Here is a 14,037-nt window from a genome sequence, read left to right as displayed (position 1 = left end):
GGCGGAAGGTGAGTAGGCTGCGTGGTATGAGGGACCATTCCACGGGCCCGCAGGGCCACGAGGGCGACGAGAAGACGGACGCGGCCGGACCCCCTTCCCCGGCCGGCGATACCGAGGACCTCGCCGTCTGGACCGGTCGTGCGACGAACCGCGTCCAGTGGCTGCTCGCCGCGGCCGGCGCAGCCTGCCTGGCGCTCGGCGTCGAGCTGGCCGTCGACAGCGCATGGACCTCAGGTCTGGCCCCTCTCGTCATGGCGGTCGTCGGATGCGTCGCGGCGGGCCTGCTGATGCTCTACGGCACGCTGGCGTTCGTCCATGTGGCCGTACGGGTCGACAACGAAGCGCTGGAGGTCCGCTGCGGGCACATCGGCGTGCCGCGCACCCGCATCCTGCTCGCCCATGTGGTCGACGCCGACTTCGCTCCCCGCGTCACGCCGCGGCAGTGGGGCGGCTGGGGCTACCGCTGGCGACCTGAGAAGGGCACGGCTGTCGTCGTGCGGCGCGGCGAGGGGTTCGTGCTGCGCCTGGGTGACGGGCGGACGTTCACGGTCACGGTCGACGACGCAGAATCCGCCGTACGGGTGATCCGTCGGGCCCTGAGGCTCGCCCCGGGGCGCAAGGCTCCGGCCTGACCTGGGGATTTCCCGCCGTCCATGCGGCCACCTGGGTGAATGACAAGGGCTCGCGGCCCACTAGGCTCCTGCCTATGCCCACCCCCGATTTCATCCGGAACCTGCGCGCGACCGCGGGCCATCAGCTCCTTTGGATCCCCGGCGTGAGCGCCGTGGTCCTCGACGCCGAGGGCCGCGTGCTGCTCGGCCGCCGCTCGGACAACGGGCAGTGGGCGATCATCGGCGGCATCCCCGATCCCGGCGAGCAGCCCGCGGCGGCCATCGTGCGCGAGGTGTACGAGGAGACCGCCGTCCACTGCGTGGCGGAGCGCATCCTGGTCGTGGAGGCGCTCGATCCGGTCACCTACCCCAACGGCGACGTCTGCCAGTTCATGGACACCTGTTTCCTGTGCCGGGCGGTGGACGGCGAGGCGTGCGTCAACGACGACGAGTCCCTTGAGGTGGGCTGGTTCGAGCCGGACGCCCTGCCGCCGATGCAGGACTTCGCGGTGCGGCGCATCAAGCACGCGGCGGAGGCCGGGGCCACCTGGTTCGCGGGCATCGGAGAGGCGGACGGGGCGCGGCACCCGTAAGCAGGCCGGCCGACGCCCAAAGGCAGCCGGTCGGCACCACGGGCCGTCGGCCAGCACCCATAGGCGGCCCCCGGCATGACCCGTAGTCGCCATCGGCGCTGTCTATAGTTGCGCGCATGGAACTGCGCCACCTCCGGTACCTGCTGGCCGTCGCCGAGCACGCGAACTTCACCCGCGCCGCGGAGGCCCTGCACGTCTCGCAGCCGACGCTGTCGCAGCAGATCAAGCAGCTGGAGAAGTCCCTGCGGGTCCAGCTGCTCGACCGGTCCGGGCGCACAGTACGCCTCACCGACGCGGGCGAGGCGTACACCCGCTACGCCCGCCACGCCCTGCAGGACCTCGCGGCGGGCGAGCGCGCGGTGCTGGACGTGCAGGACCTCTCGCGCGGCGGCCTGCGGCTGGCCGTGACGCCGACGTTCACCGCGTATCTCATCGGACCGCTCGTGGCGGAGTTCCACGCCCGGCACGCGGGGATCGCGCTGGACCTCCGCGAGATGGCGCAGGACCGGATCGAAGCGGCCCTCCTGGCCGACGAGCTGGATCTGGGCATCGCCTTCAGCGGGGCGCATCTGCCAGGGGTCGCCGGCACCGACCTGTTCACCGAGACGCTCGCCCTCGTCGTCGGGGCGGACCACCCCTGCGCCGGCCGCAGCGAGCCGCTGCCGGCGGCTGAGCTCGGTGACCATCCGCTGGCCCTGCTCAGCCGCGACTTCGCGACCCGGGGCCACATCGACGCCTTCCTCGCCGAGCAGGGCGTTACGCCGCACATCGCCGTCGAGGCGAACTCGATCAGCGCACTCGCCGAGATCGCCGGCAGGAGCGCCCTGGCGACCGTCCTGCCCGAGGCCATCACCCGCGGGCCGTGGCCGCTGCACCCCGTACCGGTCGCGCCGCCGCTGCCCGCGCGCACCGTCACCCTGCTGCGCCGGGAAGCGGGCTACCGCAGCGCCGCGGCCCGCACGTTCACGGCTCTTGCCGGGCGCTGGGTGCAGGAGCAGGGGTGGTCTCCGGCGTGACGGCCCGGCGTCGCCCGCGGCGGCTGCGCAGCACTTCGAGGGCGACGGGCAGCAGCGACAGCGCGACGACGGCGCCGACGACGGGCAGCAGGTAGCGGTCGATGTCGGGGACGACGGAGCCCAGGCCGTAACCGGCCAGGACGAGGCCCACGGTCCACACCAGACCGCCGGTCACCTGCCAGAGGGCGAACGTGCGGGGCGCCACGCCCAGGGCCCCGGCGAGGGGGTTGAGGACGGTGCGCACGACGGGGACGAAGCGGGCCAGGACGATGGCGCGTGCGTGCCCGTAGCGGGCGAGCAGTTCCTCGGCCCGCTCGGCGCCCTCGTGCAGCTTGCGGCTGCGGGAGCGGGTGAGCAGCGCCCGGCCGCCGCGCCGTCCGAGGACGTAGCCGACTTGGGCGCCGGCGAGGGCGCCGATTGCGGAGGCGGCCAGCACCTGGGCGAGGTCCAGGTGCGGTCCGGAGTGGGCCCCGCTGCGGGCGAGCAGCCCGGCGGTGAAGAGCAGGGAGTCCCCGGGGAGGAAGAAGCCGATCAGCAGGCCGGTCTCGGCGAACATCACCACGGCGATGCCGAGGGCACCGAAGGCGGTCAGCAGGGAGGAGGCGTCGAGGAGGTTGACCGCCAGACCGGTGGTCAGGTCGGCGGCGGGCGAAGCGGGCACGAGGGCGTGGCCTCCCATGATCGGGGTCGGGGCGGTGGCCCCGCCGCCCGCGGCCCTGCGGACGGCGGACGAGACTGTAGACGATGCGCCGGCCGGTTACGGGCGCATGCCACTCGCCCGCGCGATGGCGTCGACCTCGCGCCGGTCGTGGTCTCCGGGCTCCCCGCCGGGCGGCCCGGAGCCCTCGGCCGTGCCGTGGGTGCCGACGACGACGTGCATGCCGTGCGGCCCGAGGAATCCCGCGAGTCTGGAGAGGGCCCGGCCGAACTCAGGTGTGAACAACTCTTTTTCGCGTGGGGAGAAGGGAATGTCGACCCCGCGCTCCCGGTGCACGATCGCCTCGTTGAAGCCCTTCAGGATCCGCAGCAGCAGTGCGTAGGACTCCGGGTCGAGGCTCGTCTGGAGCTCGGCCAGGTAGAGCGCGAACTGCTTGGTGCGCTCCAAGAAGTTCCGGTCGTTCATACGGACATCGTCGCGAAGTTGCCCGCGGCACGCGGCTCTTTCGGCATCTTCGGGCGGGATGTGATCTGAAGAATGGATTCGGCGGAGAATCCCTGTTCTGTTTACGGGAATTCAGTCGCGGTTTTCACCCGTGCGGGGGAAGGCCGGTTACCCCGGGGGAGTGGCGGGCCGGGACCGGGGATCCGGAGGCGGCGGACGGGGCGCCGGAGTGGTGGTGCGGAGCCGGCCGGTATGCCGTCCCACGGCCCGCCGGGGCCGCCCGTTCCGTGAACGGAATAACGGGGCACGAGAGTTCCAGCTCTCGAAGGAAGAACCGGGCGCAATTCCCTTGTGCCGGTGTGCTCCGGGCGCTGCCGCCGCCCGGAATCTCACCCTGTTGATAACAGGTCGGCTTTGCTAACGTATCCGCTGAGTACCCTTCCGAGCGCGGCCGGGGAGCTGCCGGGCACAAGTCGACCCAAGCATATGATCGGCCGCTCCGCCAAGTCGCCGAGTGCGTCTGCTCCCGTGCGTGGGAACCCGGGCTGACGAGCCATTCGCTGGGGCGTACCGGCACCCGACCGGGGCCGGAACCCATGATGTCCCCTTGCTCGGGCTGACTGCAGGGACGCACATGAGAACTCTTCGGGCGGTCCGCGAGTGCCCTCTCGCATTGCGATTGCTATTCATCAACCAGTGCGGCATCGACGCAGGTTTCTATCTGCTGATTCCCTTTCTGGCGACCTATATCGGGCATGATCTCGGAATGTCGGCGGCCGTCGTCGGACTGGTCCTCGGAGTGCGCAACCTCAGCCAGCAGGGCATGTACATCATCGGCGGCACCGCGGCCGACCGGCTCGGGCCGCGCGTGGTCATCATCGCCGGGTGCGCTCTGCGGACCGTGGGCTTCACCCTCTTCTCCTTCGGCAACTCCCTGCCCCTGCTGCTCGCCGCCTCCGGCATCAGCGGCCTCGCCGCCGCGCTCTTCTACCCGGCCGTGCGCTCCTACGTCTCGCACGAGTCGGGCGAGCGGAAAGCCGAGGCGTTCGCCCTGCTCAACGTCTTCGCGACCATCGGCTCGCTCGTCGGGCTGCTCGCGGGCAGCGTGCTCTACCTGACCGACTTCCGGATCTGTGCCCTCACCGCGGCCGGGCTGTTCGCGGTACTGACGGTCGCTCAGGCGTTCGTGCTCCCGGCACGCGAGGTCGACGCGGAGCACGACCCCATCCTGCGGGAGCTGCGCGAGGTGCTCGGCAACCGCCGGTTCCTGTGCTTCGCCTTCGCCACCACCGGCATGTTCATCATGGAGAACCAGCTCTACATGCTGCTGCCGGACGGCGCGCAGCAGGCCTCGGGCTGGGGCGGGGCGGAAGCGCTGCTGCTGAGCGCCGGGGCGGTCGCCAACCTGCTGTTCCAGTTCCGGATCACCCGGAGCCTGGAGCAGCGCGGCGGCGGCATGCGCTGGGTGGGGGCCGGCATCGCCGTCATAGGGCTGGGCTTCGTCCCGCCGCTGCTGGTGTGCGACGCGGCACCGCCGCAGGGCGCGGGCGACGTGGTGCCGCGCCTGCTGGTCATGATCTCGGCCTCGCTGCTGCTCTACCTCGGCGGAATGGTCGCCTACCCGCCGGTGCTGGGGCTGATCCCGCGGTTCGGCCGCGAGCGGCTGACGGGGACGTACTTCGGCCTGTTCTACGTGCTCTCCGGGGCGACGGCGGCCGGCGGGAACGCCGTGATCGGCTGGGTGATGGACGTCGGCGAGCGGACCGGGAGGGCCTGGCTGCCGTGGGTGTCGTGCCTGGCGTTCGGGCTGGCCTCCGGCAGCGCCGTGGCCTGGATGTACCGCTGCCGTGCGCTGCCGTGCCCGTATCCGGCGGCGGCCGGCGCGGGGGCGGACGCCGGGGCGCAGGAGGCGATGCGGATGCTGCCCGGCCAGCAGCGGGTCGCGGACGACGCGGGGGAGCGCAGGACGGGGTGAGCGCGTACGGCGAGGTGAGGGCGCAGTGCGGGGTGAGGGCCGCCGTAGGGCGACGGGTGAGAGCCGTAGTAGGGGAGAGGTCCGTACCGCTGAGCGGGCCCTCACCGGATGGGCCAAACGGTTCCCGCCGCCGGATTGACCCGCGCCCGGCGTGGTACAGGACGGACGGGGCACGCCACCCGGGGCACGTACGCCCCCGGGGTGAGCCCCCGGGCACGTCCCCGTCGAGGCGCACAGTGGTCGAGGCATCGAGCTTGAGGAGGGCACCCCATGCCCATCGCAACGGTGAACCCCGCGAACGGCGAGACGCTCAGGACGTTCGAGGAGATGGGAGCCGAGGAGATCGAGCAGTGCCTGGCCGCGGCCGCCTCGGCGTTCCGCGGCTACCGCACCTCCGACCCGGCCGAGCGGGCCCGCCTGCTGAACCGGGCTGCGGACCTCCTGGAGCAGGACCGCGACGCCGTCGCCCGCACCATGACCACCGAGATGGGCAAGCCGCTGGCCGCGGCCCGCGCGGAGGCGGCGAAGTGCGTGAAGGCCATGCGCTGGTACGCCGGGAACGCGGCACAGCTGCTGGCCGACGAGCGTCCGCCGCAGCCCGAGGTCGACGACTCCGGGGCCTCGCTCGCCCGCGTCCGCTACCGGCCGCTGGGCGTGGTCCTCGCCGTCATGCCGTGGAACTTCCCCCTGTGGCAGGTGATCCGCTTCGCCGCCCCCGCCCTCATGGCCGGCAACGTGGGCCTGCTCAAGCACGCCTCGAACGTGCCGCAGACCGCGCTCTACCTCGGCGACCTCTTCCGCCGCGCGGGCTTTCCGGAGGGCTGCTTCCAGACCCTGCTCGTGGGCTCCCGCGCCGTCGAGGGCATCCTGCGCGACCCCAGGGTCGCCGCGGCGACGCTCACCGGCAGCGAGCCCGCCGGGCGCTCGGTCGCGGCGATCGCCGGCGACGAGGTGAAGAAGACCGTCCTCGAACTGGGCGGCAGCGACCCGTACGTCGTGATGCCGTCGGCCGACCTCGACCGCGCTGTGAGAACAGCCGTCACGGCCCGCGTCCAGAACAACGGCCAGTCGTGCATCGCCGCCAAGCGCTTCATCGTCCACGCCGACGTCCACGACGCGTTCCTCGAACGCTTCGCCGCCCGGATGGCCGCGCTGACCGTCGGCGACCCCATGGAGGAGGCCACCGACGTCGGCCCCCTGGCCAGCGAGCAGGGCCGCGCCGACCTCGAGGAACTGGTGGACGACGCCGTGCGGCGCGGCGCGACGGCCCTGTGCGGGGGCGGGCGGCCGAAGGAACACCCCAAGGGCTGGTTCTACGAGCCGACGGTCCTCACCGGCATCACCCCCGACATGCGCATCCATCGCGAGGAGGCCTTCGGCCCGGTGGCGACGGTCTACCGGGTGGCGGACGTCGACGAGGCCGTCGCCCTGGCCAACGACACCCCCTTCGGCCTGAGTTCGAACGTCTGGACTCGGGACGGGGCGGAACAGGAGCGCTTCGCCCGTGACATCGAGGCGGGCGGCGTCTTCTTCAACGGCATGACGGCCTCCCACCCCGCCCTGCCCTTCGGCGGCGTCAAGCGTTCCGGCTACGGGCGCGAGCTCTCGGGCCACGGCATCAAGGAGTTCTGCAACGTGACCACGGTGTGGCACGGGAAGGAGCCGGCGGGCGGGGCGTGACCTCCGCCCGCAAGATTAACGATTCTTCTCACGGATTTTTCCGTTTTCGCAGGTGGCGCGAGGGGTTGTGAGCCCGTGGCGTGCCGGATGCGCGCGCCCCCCGAGTGACCCCATGGCCGCGACCGGGACGTTGTGACGATGCGCTTGTCGTACTTACGGTGGGTGCCGCGGATCCGCCGCTCGGATATCCGATACGGATTTCGACGGACTCCGCAGCAGGCGCCTGTCGTAGTCGCACCATCGTCCTCGAAAAGAAGGAGAACGATCATGACGTACGAGCGTCCCACCCTTGCCAAGGCCGGCAGCTTCCGCAAGGTGACGGGCCTGAAGGACAACGGCCCGAAGGACGTCCTGGGCGGCAAGCAGGTCCTCTGACCTGAGGGCGGGTGACGGCCACGGGCCGTCACCCGCCTTGTTGCGCCCCGCATCGTCGCCGACGGAAGGCCGAGCTCCGTGGATCAGTCCCTGTCGCTCCAGTCCGTGCCCGCCTGGTTCGTCGTCCTGCCCGACAGCGACGCAGCGGCCGCCCCCGCAGCCAAGGCCCTCTCCTTCGCCTCCCGCAGCCTGTCCCACGCCTCCGGACGGCCCTGGATCGTGGGCCGCTGGGACCAGGAGACGGTCGTGACGGGCGCGCACCGGGACACGCGGGTCGCGGTGATCGGGGAGCACGCCGTCACGGCACTCGAAGCCGAACGGGCCGCCGCCTCGGCCACCGGCACCGCCTCGGCGACCGCACTGGACCGCCTCGCAGGCCGGGCCGGCAGCTTCCACCTGATAGCCAGCAGCGCCCGGCGGACCCGCATACAGGCCGGGGCCGTCGCCGTGCGGCGCGTCTTCCACGCCGAGGCCACGACGCCCGGCCGCCCCGTGAGCCTGGCGTCCGACCGGGCCGACGTCCTCGCCGAACTCGTGGGCGCCGGCTTCGATGAACCCCGCATCGCCCTCGAAATGCTCGCCTCCGGCGTGCCGTACCCCTGGCACGGCGACCCCCTGTGGCGCGGAGTGCACGCCGTGCCCGGCGGCCACCGCCTGACGCTCGACCCCGACGGCCGGGCCCGCACCGCCCGCTGGTGGTCACCGCCCGACCCCGTCGTCCCGCTCGCCACGGGCGCCGCGCACCTGAGGGAAGCACTCGCCGAAGCCGTCGCCGTACGCACCCGCGGACGCGACCTGGTCACCTCCGACCTGGGCGGCCTGGACTCCACGGCCGTGTGCTGCACCGCCGCCCGCGGCGGCACACAGGTCGTCGCCTACACCGCGGCCGTCCATGACGAAGCCGGCGACGACGTCTACTGGGCCGAGCGGACCGTACGGGGACTGGGCGGCGTCGAGCACCACGTCGTACCGGCCCACGAGGTCGCCATGACCTTCGACGGCATCGACACCCTCGGGGACGTCCTCGACACACCCAGCATCATCACGGTCGACCGCAACCGCCGCATGGGCATCATCGAAACGGCCGCCGCCCGCGGATCCGGTCTCCACTTCACCGGCCTCGGCGGCGACGAACTTCTGGCCGGCACGCCCGCCCGGCTGCACACGCTGCTGCTCACCCACCCCTTCGTCGCGCTGCAGGCGATACGGGGCTACGCCGCCAAGTACCGCTGGAGCCGACGAGCGGTGGCGCGCCGGCTCCTGGACCGCAGGCCCTACGGAGCCTGGCTCGACCGCCTCGCCCGCGACCTGACCGGACCCGCCGCCCCCGTGGACGAGCCGCTGCTCGACTGGGCCGTGCCGCCCCGGATGCCCCCGTGGGCCACACCCGACGCGGTCGCCGCGGCACGGGAACTCATCCTCACCCGCCGGACCCCCGCCGGAGCCCGCGGCCGGAACCGCGGAGAACACCGCGAACTGGTCGCCATGGACGGCATCTCCCAATGGGTCCGCCACATCGGGCAGATGGCCGCCCCCCTGGGCATCACGGTCTCCGCGCCCTACTACGACACCCCCGTCATCGAGGCGGCCCTCGCGGTCCGCCCGCAGGAACGGATCACCCCCTGGCGGTACAAGCCCCTCATCGTCGAAGCCATGCGCGGCGTCGTGCCGGAAGCCGGCCGCACCCGCAGCACCAAGGCCAACGCCACCTTCGAGGAGGAGGCCGGACTGCGCCGCAACCGCAAGGCACTGCTGGCCCTGTGCGAGGACTCGCGCCTCGTCCGGCTCGGCCTCGCCGACGGGAAGGTGCTGCACGAATGGTGCCGCCGCGCCCTCTCCGCGGAGTCGGAGAGCTACCGGCTCCACCCCACCGTCGCCTGCGAAGTGTGGCTGCGCTCGCGGGAGACCACACCCCTGCCCGCCGCCGACCGAAAGGCGTGAACCCGTGCCCGCACTCAAGCCCGGCGTCCTGATGACCGAGACCGAGTACGGCGCGGCGCTGCTCGACCAGGAGAGCGCCGAGTACTGGACGCTCAACCCGACGGCCGCGCTCGTCCTGCGCACGGTGCTGGACGGGCACGGCCCGGAGCACGCCGCCGAGCTCCTCACGGCGCGCTTCGACGGCGTCGACGCCGCCATGGCCGGGGAGGACGTCCGCCGCATCATCGGCGAGCTGAGCACAGCAGGACTGCTCACCCCCTAGGACGCCCAGCTCCCCGCCGATCTGGAGGCACGCCGTGTCGACACCGGAAGCGATCCCCTACCACCCCCGCTCGATCCCGGCGGGCCGCCGGTGGACGGCCCGGCTGGCCATCGGCTGCGCCCACCTGCTGGCGACCCAGCCACCCGCCCGGATACGCGCCGTCCTGCGCAGGCTGCGGCGCGGCGCCCGGCCCGCCACGCTCGCCGAGGCGAGCACGGCACGGCGGACGGTCCTCGCCGTGAGCCTCGCCGCCGGAGGACACAAGGGATGCCTGCCCCGCTCCCTGGCCACCGTGCTGCTGTGCCGGTGGTACGGACAGTGGCCCACCTGGTGCGTCGGCGTGCGCAACCGGCCCCCGTTCGCCGCACACGCCTGGGTGGAGGCCGAAGGGGTCCTCGTCGGCGAAGGCGCCCCGGCCGACTACTTCCAGCGCTTCTTCACGGTGGAGTGAGCCGGATGACCGCGCCACCCTCCGTGAAGTCGCCCCCCACCGGCCCCGCAGTGCCCCCGGGGGCCGGTGCACCGGGGGACCGGGGACGCTCGTGGCAAGGGCAGCGGGCCCTGCTGGGCCATCTGCGCCCGCAGCGCCGCCGCATGGCCGCGGGCGTCCTCCTCGGACTCCTCGGCAGCGTCATGGGCCTGGCCCAGCCCCTGGCCGCCAAACGCGTCGTCGACGACATGGGCCACGGAGCGCCGGCCGCCGGCCCCGTCCTCCTGCTCAGCCTGCTGGTGGTGGCCGGAGCGGTCCTCGCGGGCCTGGGCTACTACGTGCTCCAGCACTCCGCCGAGTCCATCGTCTGCACCGCCCGCCACCGGCTGACGGACCGCCTCCTGCGCCTGCGCGTGCCCGTGGTGGAGAGCGCCGAGCCCGGAGACCTGATCGCCCGCGTCACCTCCGACACGACGCTGCTGCGCCAGACCGCGCCCCAGGCGGTGTCCGCGGCGGTCACCGGCACCCTGGTCACCGCGGCGACGGTCGTCATGATGGGCCTCCTCGACGCCGTCCTGCTGGCCGTCACCCTCGCCGTGGTCGCCTTCGTCGGCGTGGTCGTCGCGCTCGTGGCCCCGCGGATCGGCCGCGCGACCCGCCACACACAGGAAGCCGTGGGGTGCATCGGGGCGGCGCTGGAGCGGGCGCTGGGCGCCTTCCGTACCGTCAAGGCCTCGGGCGCCGAACAGCGGGAGGCGGAAGCGCTGCGCCGGGAGGCCGAACGCGCCCGGCGCACCGGGGTCCGGGCCGCGGCCTGGGAAGCCGTGTCGGCGACGACGTCCGCGGTGGTCGTCCAGGTCTGCTTCCTCGTCGTGCTCGGAGTGGGGGGCGCGCGCGTCACCTCCGGCGCGACGGACGTCTCCACGCTCGTCGCCTTCCTGCTCTACCTCTTCGCCCTCGCCCCGCGCATCGGCCAGCTGGTCGAGGGCGTCAGCCAGGTCCAGGTCGGGTCCGCGGCCGCGGACCGCATCGCCCAGGCCGAACAGCTGGAGACGGAGGAGCAGGAGCAGCAGAGGGAGCAGAGGGAGGAGAGGGAGCCCGAAACCCCGGAGGGCGAGGGCGGCGGCAGGGGCTGTGACGCGGGCGTCCGCTCGCCCCTCAGCGTGGCGTTCGACGAGGTGATCTTCGCGTACCGCCCCGGCCTGCCCCGCGTCCACCACCGCGTCTCCTTCACCGTGCCCGCCGGCGGCCTGACCGCCTTCGTCGGCCCGTCCGGCGCGGGCAAGACCACGGTCTTCTCCCTGATCGAGCGCTTCTACGAACAGGATTCCGGCCGGGTGCTCCTGGACGGCCAGGACGTGCGCCAGTGGCCGCTGGCCCGGCTCCGCGCCTCCATCGGCTACGTGGAACAGGACGTCCCTGTCCTCGCCGGCACCCTGCGCGACAACCTGACGCTGGGCACCCCCGACCCGGGCCCCGACGAGCTCGCCCGCGTCCTGCGCCTGGCCCGCCTGGACCTGCTCGCGGCCCGCCTGCCGGACGGACTGGACACCGACGTCGGCCACCGCGGCAGCCGCCTCTCCGGCGGCGAACGCCAACGCGTGGCGATCGCCCGCGCCCTGCTCCGCCGCCCGGGCCTGCTCCTGCTGGACGAAGCCACCTCCCAGCTCGACGCCGCCAACGAAGCGGCGCTGCGCGACACGATCACCGACACCGCCCGCCGCACCACCGTCCTGGTGGTCGCCCACCGCCTCTCCACCGTGACCACGGCGGACCGGATCGTGGTCATGGAGGCCGGACGCGTCCGGGCGGTCGGCACCCATGAGGAGCTGCTCGCCCACGACACGCTCTACCGGGGCCTGGCGAGCACCCAGCTCCTCGGCCCGTAGCCCGTGTGCTTCCGGGCGCCCCCGGCCCGTCTGTGCAACGCTTGATCTCAACCTTGGTTGAGGTTCTAGCGTGTCAGGCATACGACACCGGAGGAGCCCCCTATGAGCATGGAAATCACCGCCTGGAACTCGCTGCACAGCGCGATGAACGCCAAAGACGGCCGGGGACGCTTCTCCCGGGCCACGCTGCGCCGCATCGGCGGCTTCGCGCGGCCGCACCGCAGGAGAATCGGGCAGTTCCTGCTCCTGAGCGTCGCCATGGCCCTGCTCGCCGTGGCCACACCGATCCTGGCCGGGCGCGTGGTCGGCGCCATCGTCAAGGGCGGCGACTCCGGCACCGTCACCCGGCTCGCGCTCCTCATCGCCGTGATCGCCGTCGCCGAGGCCGGCCTGGGGATGCTCACCCGCTGGCTCTCCGCCACCCTCGGCGAAGGCCTCATCCTCGACCTGCGGACCGCCGTCTTCGACCACGTCCAGCGCATGCCGGTCGCCTTCTTCACCCGCACCCGCACCGGCGCCCTCGTCAGCCGCCTCAACAACGACGTCATCGGCGCCCAGCGCGCCTTCAGCAACACCCTCTCCGGCGTCGTCTCCAACACCGTCACCCTGCTCCTGACGCTCGGCGTGATGCTCAGCATCTCCTGGCAGATCACCCTGCTCGCCCTCGTCCTCCTGCCGGTCTTCGTCCTGCCCGCCCGGCGGATGGGCTCACGCATGGCCGGGCTGCAGCACGAGGCCGCCCACCACAACGCCGCCATGAGCAACCAGATGACCGAGCGGTTCTCCGCACCCGGCGCCACCCTCGTCAAACTGTTCGGGCGGCCCGCGGAGGAGTCGGCCGAGTTCGCCTCCCGGGCCCGCGCGGTGCGCGACATCGGCGTACGCACCGCCATGGCCCAGTCGGCGTTCATCACCGCCCTCACGCTCGTCTCCGCCCTGGCACTGGCCCTGGTCTACGGACTCGGCGGCTACTACGCGCTGCACGGCCGCCTGGAGCCGGGAGCCGTCGTCGCGCTCGCCCTGCTCCTCACCCGCCTCTACGCCCCGCTGACCGCCCTCGCCGGTGCCCGCGTCGAGGTGATGAGCGCCCTCGTCAGCTTCGAGCGCGTCTTCGAGATCCTCGACCTCAAGCCGCTGATCACCGACAAGCCGGAGGCCCGGCGGGTCCCGGACGGGCCGGTCTCGGTCGAGTTCGACGACGTCCGGTTCGGCTACCCGGCCGCCGACAAGGTCTCCCTCGCCTCCCTGGAGGACGTCGCTGGCCTGGACACCCGCGGCGGCACCGAAGTCCTGCACGGCATCTCCTTCCGCGCCGAACCGGGCAAGATGGTGGCCCTGGTCGGCTCCTCCGGCGCGGGGAAGTCGACCATCGCCCAGCTGCTGCCCCGGCTGTACGACACCGACGCCGGATCCGTACGCCTCGGCGGCGTCGACGTCCGCGACCTCAGCGCCGAGTCCGTCCGCGAGACGCTCGGCATGGTCACCCAGGACGGCCACCTCTTCCACGACACCGTCCGCGCCAACCTGCTCCTCGCCCGGCCGGAGGCCACCGAGGAGGAGGTCTGGGACGCGCTGCGGCGGTCCCGGCTCGACGGGCTCGTGGCCGCCCTGCCCGACGGCCTGGACACGGTCGTCGGCGAGCGCGGCTACCGCCTCTCCGGCGGCGAGCGGCAGCGGCTGACCATCGCCCGCCTGCTGCTGGCCCGCCAGCGCGTCGTCATCCTCGACGAGGCGACAGCCCACCTCGACTCCACCTCCGAGGCCGCCGTCCAGGAGGCCCTGGCCGAGGCCCTGGAGGGCCGCACCGCCGTGGTGATCGCCCACCGGCTGTCCACGGTGCGGGCGGCCGACCTCATCCTCGTCGTCGAGGACGGCCGGGTCGTCGAACGCGGCACCCACAGCGAGCTGCTGGCCGCGGGCGGACGCTACGAGGAGCTGTACCGCACGCAGTTCGCGCGCGCGAAGGCCGACGGGGAGGCGGAGCCCGTCCACTGACGCGCGGCGGCCCGGGGCGGCCCAGGCGCCGAAGCGAGAGGCCTCCCGGCCGGCGGAATGCCGGCCGGGAGGCCTCTCGCTTCGGGGCGGGACGCGCCGTTACTCGCCCTGGCGGAGCGTCAGGGCCGCGCGCTTGACGGCCGCGGCGACGGCCTCCGTGGCCTTCGG

General features: G+C 73.0%; 13 protein-coding genes. 11 read left to right on the top strand and 2 right to left on the bottom strand.

What is annotated here, in order from left to right; translation table 11 throughout:
• The first annotated feature begins 26 nt into the window (after positions 1 to 26).
• From NQU55_RS33060 to cynR, 3 genes are all read left to right on the top strand, one after another.
• Positions 27 to 632, top strand: a complete 606-nt coding sequence (locus NQU55_RS33060; RefSeq protein WP_168092553.1) for a hypothetical protein — start codon at positions 27 to 29, stop codon at positions 630 to 632.
• A 74-nt stretch (positions 633 to 706) separates the two neighbouring features.
• Positions 707 to 1,204 (top strand): NUDIX hydrolase, encoded by a 498-nt coding sequence (locus tag NQU55_RS33055; RefSeq protein ID WP_168092552.1) that lies wholly within the window; start codon positions 707 to 709, stop codon positions 1,202 to 1,204.
• Positions 1,205 to 1,320: 116 nt separating this feature from the next.
• Positions 1,321 to 2,220 (top strand): transcriptional regulator CynR, encoded by a 900-nt coding sequence (cynR, locus tag NQU55_RS33050; protein ID WP_168092551.1) that lies wholly within the window; start codon positions 1,321 to 1,323, stop codon positions 2,218 to 2,220.
• Here the strand turns inward: cynR and NQU55_RS33045 are convergent.
• Positions 2,168 to 2,899 (bottom strand): DedA family protein, encoded by a 732-nt coding sequence (locus NQU55_RS33045; protein WP_168092550.1) that lies wholly within the window; start codon positions 2,897 to 2,899, stop codon positions 2,168 to 2,170. The genes cynR and NQU55_RS33045 overlap by 53 nt on opposite strands.
• A 78-nt stretch (positions 2,900 to 2,977) precedes the next feature.
• Positions 2,978 to 3,343, bottom strand: coding sequence for a hypothetical protein (locus NQU55_RS33040; RefSeq protein ID WP_168092549.1), 366 nt, complete (start codon positions 3,341 to 3,343; stop codon positions 2,978 to 2,980).
• Between the two features lie 613 nt (positions 3,344 to 3,956).
• On the opposite strand from NQU55_RS33040, the gene NQU55_RS33035 reads away from it, so the two are divergent.
• From NQU55_RS33035 to NQU55_RS33000, 8 genes are all read left to right on the top strand, one after another.
• Positions 3,957 to 5,297: an MFS transporter gene (locus NQU55_RS33035; protein WP_256791689.1), complete on the top strand. Its 1,341-nt coding sequence runs from the start codon at positions 3,957 to 3,959 to the stop codon at positions 5,295 to 5,297.
• 270 nt (positions 5,298 to 5,567) lie between these two features.
• Positions 5,568 to 6,977 carry an NADP-dependent succinic semialdehyde dehydrogenase gene (locus NQU55_RS33030; RefSeq protein WP_168092547.1) on the top strand — a complete coding sequence of 470 codons (1,410 nt, stop codon included), beginning with the start codon at positions 5,568 to 5,570 and terminating at the stop codon, positions 6,975 to 6,977.
• Between the two features lie 267 nt (positions 6,978 to 7,244).
• Complete coding sequence (locus NQU55_RS33025) at positions 7,245 to 7,352, top strand: keywimysin-related RiPP (protein ID WP_168092546.1); 108 nt, start codon at positions 7,245 to 7,247, stop codon at positions 7,350 to 7,352.
• 78 nt (positions 7,353 to 7,430) lie between these two features.
• On the top strand, positions 7,431 to 9,293 hold the full coding sequence (locus NQU55_RS33020) for a lasso peptide isopeptide bond-forming cyclase (protein ID WP_256791688.1): 1,863 nt from the start codon (positions 7,431 to 7,433) through the stop codon (positions 9,291 to 9,293).
• A 4-nt stretch (positions 9,294 to 9,297) separates the two neighbouring features.
• Complete coding sequence (locus tag NQU55_RS33015; protein WP_168096661.1) at positions 9,298 to 9,555, top strand: lasso peptide biosynthesis PqqD family chaperone; 258 nt, start codon at positions 9,298 to 9,300, stop codon at positions 9,553 to 9,555.
• A gap of 34 nt (positions 9,556 to 9,589) precedes the next feature.
• Positions 9,590 to 10,006: a lasso peptide biosynthesis B2 protein gene (locus tag NQU55_RS33010; RefSeq protein ID WP_168096662.1), complete on the top strand. Its 417-nt coding sequence runs from the start codon at positions 9,590 to 9,592 to the stop codon at positions 10,004 to 10,006.
• 5 nt (positions 10,007 to 10,011) lie between these two features.
• The gene (locus NQU55_RS33005; protein ID WP_168096663.1) at positions 10,012 to 11,874 is read left to right on the top strand and encodes an ABC transporter ATP-binding protein; all 1,863 of its coding nucleotides are present in this window, start codon (positions 10,012 to 10,014) and stop codon (positions 11,872 to 11,874) included.
• A gap of 102 nt (positions 11,875 to 11,976) precedes the next feature.
• Positions 11,977 to 13,869: an ABC transporter ATP-binding protein gene (locus NQU55_RS33000; protein WP_168096852.1), complete on the top strand. Its 1,893-nt coding sequence runs from the start codon at positions 11,977 to 11,979 to the stop codon at positions 13,867 to 13,869.
• Positions 13,870 to 14,037 lie beyond the last annotated feature (168 nt).

Source organism: Streptomyces telluris, from assembly GCF_024519335.1.
GTDB classification, from domain to species: Bacteria; Actinomycetota; Actinomycetes; order Streptomycetales; family Streptomycetaceae; genus Streptomyces; species Streptomyces telluris.
Note: the sequence above shows the minus strand (reverse complement) of the source record. Positions and strands in the feature narration are given on the sequence as shown.